This window comes from Hoeflea algicola (assembly GCF_026619415.1).
Classification (GTDB): domain Bacteria; phylum Pseudomonadota; class Alphaproteobacteria; order Rhizobiales; family Rhizobiaceae; genus Hoeflea; species Hoeflea algicola.
On the sequence record NZ_JAOVZR010000001.1, the window covers coordinates 2,734,030 to 2,746,631 of the forward strand.

General features: G+C 56.6%; 10 protein-coding genes. 2 read left to right on the plus strand and 8 right to left on the minus strand.

Annotated elements, in window-relative coordinates; translation table 11 throughout:
- Positions 1-65: 65 nt before the first annotated feature.
- Together OEG84_RS13395 and OEG84_RS13400 are read left to right on the plus strand one after the other, a co-directional pair.
- Positions 66-1,487, plus strand: a complete 1,422-nt coding sequence (locus OEG84_RS13395; RefSeq protein WP_267654207.1) for a lipopolysaccharide biosynthesis protein — start codon at positions 66-68, stop codon at positions 1,485-1,487.
- Position 1,488: 1 nt separating this feature from the next.
- Positions 1,489-2,766 (plus strand): GNAT family N-acetyltransferase, encoded by a 1,278-nt coding sequence (locus OEG84_RS13400; RefSeq protein ID WP_267654208.1) that lies wholly within the window; start codon positions 1,489-1,491, stop codon positions 2,764-2,766.
- A gap of 7 nt (positions 2,767-2,773) precedes the next feature.
- Here the strand turns inward: OEG84_RS13400 and OEG84_RS13405 are convergent, their stop codons facing one another.
- From OEG84_RS13405 to OEG84_RS13440, 8 genes are all read right to left on the minus strand, one after another.
- Positions 2,774-4,456: an AMP-binding protein gene (locus tag OEG84_RS13405; RefSeq protein WP_267654209.1), complete on the minus strand. Its 1,683-nt coding sequence runs from the start codon at positions 4,454-4,456 to the stop codon at positions 2,774-2,776.
- Between the two features lie 723 nt (positions 4,457-5,179).
- A protein-coding gene (locus OEG84_RS13410; protein ID WP_267652453.1) for an IS3 family transposase occupies positions 5,180-6,306 on the minus strand; the annotation gives its coding sequence in 2 pieces (ribosomal slippage) (positions 5,180-6,042 and positions 6,042-6,306; 1,128 coding nt in all).
- A 27-nt stretch (positions 6,307-6,333) separates the two neighbouring features.
- On the minus strand, positions 6,334-6,486 hold the full coding sequence (locus OEG84_RS13415; RefSeq protein ID WP_267654210.1) for a hypothetical protein: 153 nt from the start codon (positions 6,484-6,486) through the stop codon (positions 6,334-6,336).
- Positions 6,483-10,040 carry a class I SAM-dependent DNA methyltransferase gene (locus OEG84_RS13420; RefSeq protein WP_267654211.1) on the minus strand — a complete coding sequence of 1,186 codons (3,558 nt, stop codon included), beginning with the start codon at positions 10,038-10,040 and terminating at the stop codon, positions 6,483-6,485. The genes OEG84_RS13415 and OEG84_RS13420 overlap by 4 nt, the downstream gene beginning before the upstream one ends.
- A 54-nt stretch (positions 10,041-10,094) precedes the next feature.
- On the minus strand, positions 10,095-11,132 hold the full coding sequence (locus OEG84_RS13425; RefSeq protein WP_267654212.1) for a site-specific integrase: 1,038 nt from the start codon (positions 11,130-11,132) through the stop codon (positions 10,095-10,097).
- 68 nt (positions 11,133-11,200) lie between these two features.
- A complete protein-coding gene (locus OEG84_RS13430) occupies positions 11,201-11,683 on the minus strand; it encodes a helix-turn-helix domain-containing protein (protein ID WP_267654213.1) in 483 nt (160 codons plus the stop codon).
- Positions 11,684-12,073, minus strand: a complete 390-nt coding sequence (locus OEG84_RS25375; protein WP_324288205.1) for a helix-turn-helix transcriptional regulator — start codon at positions 12,071-12,073, stop codon at positions 11,684-11,686.
- The gene (locus OEG84_RS13440; protein ID WP_267654215.1) at positions 11,968-12,585 is read right to left on the minus strand and encodes a hypothetical protein; all 618 of its coding nucleotides are present in this window, start codon (positions 12,583-12,585) and stop codon (positions 11,968-11,970) included. The genes OEG84_RS25375 and OEG84_RS13440 overlap by 106 nt, the downstream gene beginning before the upstream one ends.
- Positions 12,586-12,602 lie beyond the last annotated feature (17 nt).

Consider the following 12,602-nt stretch of genomic DNA (forward strand, 5'->3'; position numbering starts at 1 on the left):
GGTCAAACCGTTTCTTAACATCGCCATGCCAAGGTGCCCGCTCAACAATGGGTACAGACTTGAGCATGACCTTGATCGACACCGCCGGCAAGATATTGCCGCCGCGCTACGCGGCGCGGCTAACGCCGCTATTGGCGCGCATGTCGAGCATTATCAGCGCCAGCGACGAGACCAGCCAGGCCCAGCGCATGGCGATGATCGCCTTTGCCATCCGCATCGTCAGCGCCGCGATCGCCTTTGTTTCGCAGATCATTCTGGCGCGGCTGATGGGCGAATTCGAATATGGGATCTTTGTTTTCGTCTGGGTGATCGCAGTAATTCTCGGCAATCTTTCCTGCCTGGGGTTCCACACCGCCGTCATTCGTTTCCTGCCGCAATACCGTAATGACGGCGCCGATGCCGCGGTCAATGGACTGACCGCGACCGCGCGGATTTTCGCGATGGTATCGGCGACACTTATCGCCGCCACCGGCATCGCCGCGCTCTACATGCTCGGAGACCGGATCGAGGCACACTACATCCAGCCGCTGTTCATCGGCGCATTTGCATTGCCGATGATCGCGCTCGGCGATGTGCTCGATGGTACCGCCCGCGCCAATGGCTGGCCGGTGCATGCGTTGAGCCCGACCTATATCGTCCGGCCGCTATTGATCCTCGCCTTTGTCGGGGCTGCCGTCGGTCTCGGCCAGGTAGCCAATGCCGACACCGCCATTCTCGCCACACTTGCCGCGGCCTACCTGACCACCGTGGTTCAGTTCGTGACTATCACTGCCAGGTTGCGAAACCGGTTTCCGGCCCGCAAACTCGAAATCCATTTCCGTGCATGGCTGCTGGTGGCACTCCCGATCTTCCTGATCGAGGGCTTCTATTTCATGCTCACCAATGCCGATGTCGTCATCGTCGGTTTCTATCTGCCGCCCGAGAAAGTCGCCGTTTATTTCGCCGCGGCCAAAACCATGGCACTGGTGCATTTCGTCTATTTCGCCGTCAAGGCAGCCGCCGCACAGCGCTTCTCCGGCCTGGTCTCAGGCAATGACCCTTTCGCACTCGCAGCCTTCGCACGCCAGACCGTGCAATGGACATTCTGGCCGTCGCTGCTCGTCGGCGCCCTGGTGATCGCCGCCGGACCGTTCCTTCTGTCTCTGTTCGGGCCCGCCTTCGTCGAGGGCCACATGATCATGGTCGTGCTGTTTGCCGGCATCATAGCCAAGGCGATGGTGGGTCCCGGCGAAGTGTTGCTGACCATGGCCGGCGAACAGAAGATTTGTGCGGTGATCTACGCCTTTGCGCTGGCTGCCAATCTCGGCCTCAACATCGCCCTGATTCCAGCCTGGGGCCTGCTCGGTGCAGCCACCGCCACCGCCGCAGCGATGGTGATCGAGGCTATGGCCTTGCATTTTATCATTCGCCGCAGGCTGGGCATTGTCATGTTTATTGGCGCAGGCCCGAGGCCAATGTCCACCCTGTCTGCAACGGAGGAACGCTAACATGGCGTCGAGCCCCATCGTTCAGGAAGATGTTGCCAGCCAGGCCAATTCGCTGATTGGCGAGTTTGCCGATGTGGAGACCGCTCGCCCCGCGCCCGAACGCGATATCGCCGTCGGTCGGCCCGGCCGGCATCTGGCGATATACCCGGCTCGCGCCGGCTATGAGTTGCAGGAAGAACTCGATTTTCTGACCAACCGCGCGATCGAGCCGAACGTGTTCTTTTCCGGCCGGTTTCTGGCGCCGGCAATGCCGCGACTCGAGGACCGCATCATTCGCCTGATGCTGATGCGCGATGAGAACGAATCCCGATCGCGCATGCGCCTGCTGTTGCCATTCTCCGTCGAGAAACCCGGGTTTTCCGTTGGCGCCTCGATCATCCGAGCCTGGGCCAATCCATTTGGGCCGCAAGGAACGCCGCTGCTCGACCGTGAAGACGCGGCCGAAACGCTCGACAACATGCTGGAAGCCCTCGGCAACAAGGATTCGGGATTGCCGGGCATTCTTGTCCTTCCAGACATGCGCCTGAAGGGTCCGGTTGCAGCGCTGCTGCGCGCCGTGGCGTTGGGGCGCAATCTATCCGTAGTCGAAACCGATCAGGTGGAGCGTCCATTCCTCGAAAGCAACCTGGATGGCGACGAATACCTCACCAAATCCATTTCCGGCAAGCATCGCCACGAACTCCGCCGCCAGTGGCGTCGACTCTCCGAACACGGCGAGCTGAGCTACATGGTCGCCCGTCAACCCGAGGAAATCCGCCATCATCTCGAGGAATTTCTTACGCTCGAGGATTCCGGCTGGAAAGGCCGCCGCCGGACCGCGATGGTGGCTGACCGTTATCGCGCTGCGTTTGCCCGCGAGGCGATCAACAGCCTCGCTGAAACAGACAGCGTGCGGATCCACAGTCTGGCCCTGAACGGTGAGGCAATCGCTTCGATGATCGTGTTCGTTTCAGCCGGCGAGGCCTGGACCTGGAAGACCGCCTACAACGAAACATGGGCGCGTTACTCACCGGGCAAGCTTCTGGTCGACCGGCTGACCGAATGGCATCTCGACGATCTCAACATCCGCCGCACAGATTCCTGCGCCGTGCCGGACCATCCGGTCATGAGCAAGCTCTGGACCGAACGCGAAAGCATGGGAACCATGGTCGTCGGACTGCATCCCAACCGCGACCGCGATGTCCGCCAGGTAGCCACCCAGCTGCACATCTACCGCAACACCCGAAACATCGCCCGACTATTGCGTCAGAAAATCCGGGGAATGGCCGCCGGGCGCTGAGCGCCGCTCAAGCGCCGCCCGCGGCCTCCACTTGAACGGTCACGTTGGCGCTTTCAGCCTCGGTCTCGGCGATAGCTCTGTCGCGCAGCAACCGCCGAACCACCTTGCCTGTGGTGGTCAGCGGCAGATCGTCGACAAAATCGATCTCACGCGGATATTCATGCGCCGACAGACGGGTCTTGACCCAGTCCCGAATCGACCCGGACAGAGCGTCGTCTATCTCGATCCCCGGCGCCAGCACGATATAGGCCTTGACGATTTCGGTGCGCACCTTATCGGGCTTGCCGACCGCCGCCGCCAACGCCACGGCCGGATGCCCGGTCAGGCAATCCTCGATCTCGCCCGGGCCGATACGGTACCCCGCCGAGGTGATGACATCATCATCACGCCCGAAGAACGAGAAATAGCCGTCGGCGTCACGCACGCCCTGGTCGCCGGTCAGCATCCAGTCACCGATAAATTTGGCGTCTGTCGCCTCCTGATTGCGCCAATAGCCCAGAAACATCACCGGATCGGGACGTCTGACTGCAATCTGGCCCGAAACACCGTCGGCCACCTCGTCACCATGCGCGTCGATCACCGCCACCCTGTGCCCCGGCACCTGCTTGCCGATGGCGCCGCCGCGACTCACTCCCAACTTGCCGATGGATGACAGCACCAGATTGCACTCGGTCTGACCATAGAACTCGTTGATGGTAAGCCCGAGCACTCGCTGCGCCCAGTCATAGGTTTCACGGCCGAGCGTCTCACCACCCGATCCAAGCGTGCGCAAATCAAGCTGATGGCGTGACAACGGATCCGGCACCGTACGCATGATCCGGAGCGCGGTGGGTGGAATGAAAACGTTGCGCACCTTCATTTCCGCCATGATTCGGTAAGCCAATTCGGGATCGAATTTCTGCGCCTGAGACGACACCACAGGCACCCCGAGCAGCAAGCCCGGCAACAGCACATTGAGCAGACCTCCTGCCCAGGCCCAGTCGGCAGGTGTCCATAGCTTGTCGCCAGGTTGCGGCAAAAATTCGTGATGGGTCTGCACGCCGGGGATATGGCCGATCAGCACATGGTGAGCATGCAACGCCCCCTTGGGGGCACCGGTAGTGCCCGAAGTGAAAATCATCAACGCCGGATCTTCGGCGCGGGTCGCATTCTCGATCACTGCGTCGGAATGGTTGTTCTCGAGCGCTTCGAAATCCTCATCCGAACCGGCATCGCCACCGGCGACGATGATTGTCTCGAGCGCCGGCAGTTCCTCGGAAATGGTCTTGACTTTCTCCCGTCCGATTGCCGTCGTCACCAGCGCTTTGGCGCCCGAAGTTGACAGTCGGTGCTTGATCGCCTCGACCCCGAACAACAGTGCCAGTGGCACCGCAATCGCCCCGATCTTGTAGATGGCTATATGGGCAATGGCGGTATGAAAACCCTGCGGTAGCATCAGTGCAACACGGTCACCTGTGCCAATTCCGAGCGCTACCAACGCCCGCGCAAACGCATTTGAACGGCGGGCAAGTTCGCCATAGGTCAGGCGCGCTGGTTCACCTTCGGGGTTGAAATGCTCGAGACAGACCCTATCCGGCTCGCGCGTCGCCCAGTCATCGGAGACTGCGGTGCCGATGTTGAAAAATTCCGGCACCGCCCATGAAAACCGCGATTCAACCTCTTCAAACGTCCGTCCGCTCGACAACAACATTTCTTATATCTCCACATCCGCGCCATAACCCGTCGCGGTAAGGAGCTCGCATTCTACGCTCCTGGCACTGCTGCGGTCTCATTCAGGCGACAACTATTAGGTATCAAATCAAACTACGGCGCAATTAGCCAGATCGACTAATAGCAACGCGCATGCCCGGGATGCAATCGGAGCGACAATAGCGGGAAGCAGGCCCCCTCCATACCGGATTTTGAGGCTGGAATTATCAAGCCGCTTTAGCAAGTGGATGAGCCCGGCGCACTTACGTTCCCAGCTCATGCACTTGCATGGATTTCACCGTAATAAGATGGAGCCAGTCGCATCGGAAGATACACAGATGCAGCAAATTGTACCAAGGGTCGTGAAGTTGAAATCTTGCGACGTCTACAAATTCATTCAATGCAGCAATAATATTGTAGCCTCTCCAAAGGAGTTGCCTTATCTTCGGAATGTGGCAATGGCTCATCGCAGGGAAAGAAGATTTGGAATTTCGGGAAAAATTGAGAATGTCGTTAGATCGGTCACTGGCCGATGCGCGTGCACGCGGTTCGCATGACGCCGACGCCGTGGTGGGGATGTATCGCTCACAAGTAGAAAAGACCCTCGAGCGCTTGCGTGAACAAAGTCCTCAAAAGGCCGAGCGCTACGAACGGATGTTTGAAGAAACGATCGCGGAATTCCGCCGGGATTGGCGTGCCCCCATCAGGTGGTCCGGTTTGATTGTTAGTGCATCATGGGCGTCTGGTCCATCGGGACAATGCTTTCCGGCGCGGGCGGGCGGTAGCCCAGAGCGCTATGCGGCCTGACGGTGTTGTAGTGGATACGCCATTGCTCGATCAGGATTTGCGCCTCCCTTAGGCTGTAGAAGATTTCGCCGTTCAGCAGCTCGTCGCGGAACCGGGCGTTGAAGCTTTCGCAGTATCCGTTCTCCCATGGTGAGCCTGGCTCTATGTAGGCCGTCTTGGCTCCAACAGCTGCAATCCAATCCCGCACTTTCTGGGCGATAAATTCCGGCCCATTGTCCGACCGAATGTATTCCGGCGGGCCGCGCAGGATGAATAGGTCTGTCAGAGCATCCAGCACGTCCGTTGAGTTGAGCTTGCGGTCCACGCGGATCATGAGTGCCTCCCTGGTGTATTCGTCGATGATATTCAGCGTCCGATAGACGCGGCCGTCAGCGGTTCGATCCTGGACGAAGTCGTAGGACCAGACGTGGTTTGGCCGTTCCGGTCTGAGACGCACACATGATCCGTCGTTCAGCCAAAGCCGCCCCTTTTTCTTCTGCTTTTGTGGCACTTTCAGCCCTTCACGCCGCCAGATGCGCTCAACCCGCTTATGGTTTACCTGCCAGCCCGCGTTGTTCAGCAGACCGGTGACCATGCGATACCCATAGCGCCCGTACTTGTCGGCCAGTTCGATGATATCATCGGTCAGCCGTTCTTCATCTGCCCGGCCCTGTGGCACCTTGCGCTGTGTGGATCGGTGTTGTCCGAGCGTGCGGCAGGCGCGGCGTTCTGATACGCCGAGCTCCCGCCGCACATGGTCGATGCACTTGCGCCGACGCGAAGGGCTTAGAAGTTTCCCTTTGCCGCCTCGGTCAGGATGAGTTTGTCCAGTGTCAGGTCAGACACCGCCCGCCGAAGCCGCTGGTTCTCCTTCTCCAGCTCTTTCAGCCGAGTGAGTTGAGATCGCTGCATCCCGCCATAGAGCTTCCGCCATCGATAAAACGTCTGCTGTGTCACGCCGATCTGGCGCACCGCGTCAGCAATCGTCGCACCTTGCCCTTGCAGAACTTCAACCTGCCGAAGCTTCGATACAATCTCTTCCGGCTTCTCTCGTTTTCCAGCCATCGCTGATCCTCCAATTTGAGGGATAATCTATCCCAGTTGGTGGACCACTTTCAGGGGGCAACTCCATTTGGGCAAATTCGATATGTCGCCCATAGCTGACCAGCCAATGGCAACGTACCCATTTTCCAGCGCATCACTGCCGATGTCTTCCGGCATGTGCAGCCCCCAAAGCGTGGTCATGCCGCGTATCTCCCATCTTCAATTAACTGTGCCTGTCCGAGAGCCGCCAAGCTGGCCAGAAGCGGTTCGACGGACGCTGTACGGGCGCGCTGGAACCGGCGAGCGATCTGTTGCGGTGTCGCCTCGCCCATCTCTTCCAGAACCTCGCGCACGGCGGCGATCTGTTCCGGGAGAGCCTTGGGCCAAGCCTCTTTTTCGACTTTAACCGCAGCGCCGACATCCAATTCGTTCTGATTGCCCTTGGCTTCGGCATGTTTGCCTTCCGGGTTTTGATAGTCCGGACGCAGCCAGCGGATATGGCCTGCCGCCTCTTCCGCCGTTCTCTCCTTGTTGAGAGACACTAGACGGTACATCAGCTCATCTTCAGCATTTTTCTGATCCGACGCTTTGAGCTGATGCGGCTTTGTCGCGCCTTGCCTGCCAATCAACTTACCCGCAATGTCACCCCAGCCATAAGCTTGAAAAACTAATTTATCGATCCTGTCATGGTGTTGCTTTAGAATTGCAATATTAGCGTTCCGATACACTTCACGTTCATCAGCCGAAATATTATAATCTTTGGAATTATCGGCGACTCGCAGAGCTTCCAGTACGTTATACATACCTGTTAGGGTCAATCCCGGATTCGAAACAATTTGTTTTCGTCGAAATTGATCAAGTTTCTGACCCTCGTTCCGAAGCTCGTCAATCAAGTCGTCCTTGATTTCTTCAAGAGCAGGGAAGGGAAATTTGTTGAAAGTATTCGTATGCTGATAGACAGGATCGTTGCCTTTGCCTTGCCAACCACCGGTACGGAACGAGAATTCAACATGGACACGTGAGCACAGAACGCTAAAAATTGCCCAGTCTGAACATGCGATCACACGGATTTTTTGATCAGGTGCAGCTTCGCCATCTAGCTTGCTGAATATGCGGTGAGCTGCAGTCTCTGTTGTGCCGAAGAAGAAGGGCAACCCTTCCAGTGCGGCGCGCATTTCTGTTGACGGCTGCCCAAAACGCCACCATTTTTCGCGTCGATATTTCATCTTATCTTCTGCTCGAACCGGCTTGGAGCTCTCTAGCAGGTGCTGGTAAGCTTCTGGAAATTTATCCCGGACGAATGATTCCGATTTCTCGTGAAAATCCAAGGCAAAGCGATTTCGCGAGACTTGGTTCAATTCTCGCCCATTTATGTATGGACGGATAAATTTCTCCGCATCGGGCTTAACGCCATACCCCAGACGGTGAGCTTCAGTTTCGTCAACCCAGAAAGCCAATCCGTATGGCTTAAAGCCTTGATGGGCTAGACCAAGATTGGATCTCAGCGGAACACATGCAGAAAGGTTCGGCCCAATTTGAAGATTTGAGTAGATTTTCCCTTCGGCCTTTTGGAAGGTTACGATGCAGCCTTCGGCTTCGTTCTTTTCTTTCTTTTCGGTGGCTACACTAAAGAGCACCCCAGTCCGTTCACCTTTACCAACCACAGTCATTGAAATACGCACCGCTGCTCCATAGAGCGTGTCTACCCAGGGATGGTCCGGGATTGCGAACAACAGCGAGATCGGCTTTTTCGGATCGTTTAGATGCGGCTCCAGCACACGACGATTGTAAGTCTGACGCAGGGAGTTGGTCGTAATCAAACCGAAACGGCGGGTTCCCTTGCCATTCTTCGAATTGTAATCACGGGCGGCCAAGGCTGCTTTATCCCACCAAAACATGACCAGATCCGCACTTGGCGGTACTTTTGGATATGCTGACCACAGAGCCTCAATATAGCCATCGCCCAAGTCTTCTCTCAAATTTTTCGAACCAATAAACGGAGGGTTTCCAACGATGAATTCCGCATTCGGCCAAACTGTGGCTTTTGGGCTCATGTATTCAAAAACCGGTTCTCTAGCCGAAACATCAGGCAGCTCTTTACCGGTTACGGGATGTCGGAACGTCGTCACTTTGTCCCAAACCGTAATCGGATCGCCCGCCTCGTCTAAGCGCGGTTTACGATCGGACCATTCCAGCACCGCATCTCGGTTCTCAATATTCCGGAAGTCTTTTAGTACAGGTTCGGATGGAGCCGCCGTGCCGTGGGTACGGAAATGCCATTGCAAATAACCTATCCAAAGCACTAGTTCCGCAACCGCTGCCGCCCAAGGGTTTAGCTCGATGCCCAAAAACTGGTGCGGGTCGACTGTATGGCCGGAAAGTCCCAAAGTGGCCTGATTTTCGCCAAGCTCGGTCAGCAGCGCGGTGACTTCACCTTCCAGACGCTTCATCATTTCCAGCGCCACATAAAGAAAGTTACCCGAGCCGCAGGCCGGGTCCAGCACCTTTGTTTCGCAAAGCTTGCGGTGGAAATCATGCACCGCTTCGCGGGCCTCGCCTTCCTTACCGTCAGCCGTCAACCGTTGCACGGCGGTTTGCACATCCTTCCAGTCGGCGCGCAGAGGCTCCATGATGGTTGGCATCACCAGCCGCTCCACATAGGCGCGCGGTGTGTAGTGTGCGCCGAGCTTGTGGCGTTGGCGCTTGTCCAGTGCGCGCTCCAGCAAGGTGCCGAAAATGGCGGGCTCCACCAGTTTCCAATCGGCATCGGCAGCTTCAATAAGAAGACCGAGTTGGGCATCATTCAGCGGCAGCGCGTCGGCATCTTTGAATAGGCCACCGTTAAACTCTTTCAGTTTGGTGGCCAGTACGGCAGAAAAGCCGCCGGTATTCATGGTTTCCCACAGGTCCTGCAGTGTCGGCGCTGCATCTTCAGGATGGTCGCGCAGTTCCTTCAGCTTATTGGTGAAACTGTCTTCGGGAATCAACTCGACATCTTCAGCAAACATTGAGAACAGACAGCGCATCAGGAAGCGGGCAACTGTTTCACTGTCATGGCCCTGCGCTTCGAAACTCTTGCCGAGTTCCGCCAGATGAGCGGCGATTTTCCGAGTGACCTTTGCTGCAACCAGAGAAGGATCCAGCGATTGGGGTTTGGTCCAAACGCTACGCAGAAGGGTTCGGGTCTCTTCCTTCCGCAGATCGTCCAGCTTGATCCTGTAGCGGTTGCCGTCCGGAAACTGGGTGTAACCCTGTCCAGCACGTGAGAAATCTGCGAAAAGCTCGATCACATGGCCGACATCGACTATCATCAGGAAAGGTGGCCAGCCATCTTCTTTGGAAACGGCGCGGGCGTAGCCATCCGCCTGATTCCGAGCTTTCAGCATGGTGTCGTCCCACTTGGCCGTACCACGCGGGCCGTGACCCAGCCGAACCTTGGGCGCATCGTCCTGCGTCAGAAGCGCAAGTTGATCCTGATCTTCAGGCTTGATCCGGTCACCACCCTGCTTTGCTTCCAGAACAAAACACCCGGTTTTATAGAGATCGATCCGGCCACGGCTTTTCCGTCCGGTATGGGTAAAAGTGACAGGCCGCTCAAAGCGATAATCGTTATTTTCGCCGTCGCTGGTCGCGGGCTTTGGCCGATCCACACCCAGCAAGTCCGTCAACTCATTTGCAAAGCTTTGGAAGTTCGCCATTTCACTGCCGCTGGACGGTTTCCAGCGGGTGATAAAAGCTTCGACGGATTCGGACATCACCAATAAACTGCCCTATGAATAATTTAGCGAACCAGAGTTCGTACCGGGAAACTATGTCGCGCGATTTTGCAGGAATGTCACTACCTTGGCGATTGTTTCGGGATCTGGCTCAGAGACGGATGGCTCTTTGGTTCCCGTGCTGTTGCCGATAGCCGATAACAGCTCTCCCTGCCTCTTTGTCGCAACGGTCCCATAACTGGTGAAAGTTGTCAGCACCTGTTCATGGCCCAGGTTCTGGCTCCAAGCCTTGAACGCTTCGGGTGTCTGGCATTGGACTTCACCCAGTTGAGCAAGCGTATCCCGGAAGCTGTGAGGATTGGCATAGGGCAATCCAGCGGCCTCAAATGCAGACTTGAAGATCCGTCTGATCGCCGCCGCATTTTTCCAGTGGTTGCGAGAAAGCCCGAGAGCTCCAAACAACCCGCTGTTGGTAAGCCCGACTTTAGTTGCCGGAAACAGCGGATCATCAGGGCCATAAACAAGCGGTCCTTTCAGATGCTCCACCCAGTCGCGCACGATAGTTTCGACGTCCCCGCCCACCGGGAAAAAGAACGTGGTAAATGTCTTGCGGCTCTTCGTCCGAACATCGCGGGCATCCTGAAACACCTGCCTGCCTGCCAGATCAATATGCTTCAGACTGAAGGAAGCGATTGCGTTGTCACGTGCGCCGGTCAGCAATGTGAAGGCGACAATTGCCCTGTCGCGTTTTTCGATGTCGCTGCCGGTCGGCATTTTTGAGAGCACCAGCTTTATCTGTTCAATCGTCGGAACCTTCTTCTCCCGGCGCGCTGTGGCGATACGGCTGTCATTGGCTGATGGGTTGAAATAATCCGCATCGGCATAGGAGATGCGCGACTTGTACCCGGACTGGCCAGCCAACCAAAAAACGAAGGCTTTGAGCGCCATAAGCCGGGAGTGGGTCGTGGCCTTGGCCAGCGCCTTGCCGGTCTTCTCATTGACCTGCTTCGCAAGCCAAGCCTTGTAACCCTTGGCCTGCTCAATGTGGAATTTCGCAAAGTCGCGATAACTGGACCAATGTTCATAGCTGGCAATCGCCGCCGCTGCCATATCAACGCTGCTGACATCCATGCGCTTTGCCTCCTTGAGATAATCGAAATAGCGGCGTTTGATCCGCTCGTTTTTCGGATGGTGTTTTTTCATGCCTGAAGCTCCTTGTTGAAGTGATCATTTCCACGGGGTTTGCCCCTATCGCTTAGGCGTGGCTGACCATGGGGAAATGAAACTTCTGCTCGCCGCTCCAGGAGGGCCAGTTTCGCGGCGCTGAAGGCCTTGTGCATGATTGTCCCGCAATCCTCACAGATGGCGCTGATCTGACCACTGAGAGCCGTGCGCGGCATGTAGTCGACCATTCCACCTGCTGCTGCCTTTGGCTCCTGACAGCGAAAACAGAAGCACTGGTGAAGCTCGCACCTCTGCTTAGGCTTTTTGCGGCTGGTCAGAAAATCGCGCAGATCAGCGCCAAGTATCAAATACGGTCGTTGGTCGGTGAGGTGCGGCAGGCCATCCTTGAGCATTCGCCGGATTGTGCCTTTGCATACGCCAAGCGTGCGCGCCGCTTCTTCCGAGGTGTAGCTGTAGTGCAGCTTGATCGCCCGCCTGTTGGGGCGACGCCGGGCCATCTAGCGGCCTCCGGTTTCAATCAGAGTCCGGATGTCTTCAACCCGCCACGCGGTGATGCGCGGCCCAAGCTTCACCGGCTTAGGGAAGCGCCCATCCTTGATGCCAGCCCACCATGTGGATTTGCTGACAGGAATAGGCCCGTTCGGGGCGATGATTGCGGGCAACCGGACAAAGCCGGTGGAGGGAAGGTCATTGCGGTTCGGCATGGTGCCACCTCGTCTTGAGAAAACTAAGGTGGTTTTGCGTTGTCCGCTGGGTTGCGGCAGCCTGAAAGGGTAGAAACCTAACCTTGGAGGTTTTTGGATTTCTTCAGGTAATTGTAAATCTTGGATATTCTTTGTTTGACAGCGCTCTCTGCTGGTTCGACGCCGTAGGTGTCGGAAAACCATTGAAGCATGTCACGAATCAATTCTGCCTGTGTCTCGGGCAATCCATCGGGGCTGTTGGCCCGACAAATCACCTCCAGAATAAAGCTGTCCCAATCGTACTCCGGAGGACGCCCACCGACATTACGATCTGTTTTCGCTATGACAGATTCTACTGGCTCGGATCGCTGCGGATGCGTGGACGCCTGAAGTGCTTTCTCGCCGCCAAAAGAAGCCAGTGTGTTGAAAAGAAATGCCGGAAACAACTTTCTTTGCTCAGCATAGGCTTTGAGGTCGTCTCTGGAAACGAAACTCATAGAATAGTTTCCAATGCTGGAAAACGGGTTTGCCTCTGAATTTGCCTGCAATTGCCCAGTCATTATTGCACCGGCCAGCATCTGCTTGACTGCAACGGCCTCCGACGGATTACTACTATCAGAAAGCTTCATTCTCGAAGGCTCTATGCCACACCACAGGGCCGCCGCCTGATCCACGGTAAACACTTCCACATACATCCAGTTTGAAATGTCACTCATGGTTTCGTGCGCCAATG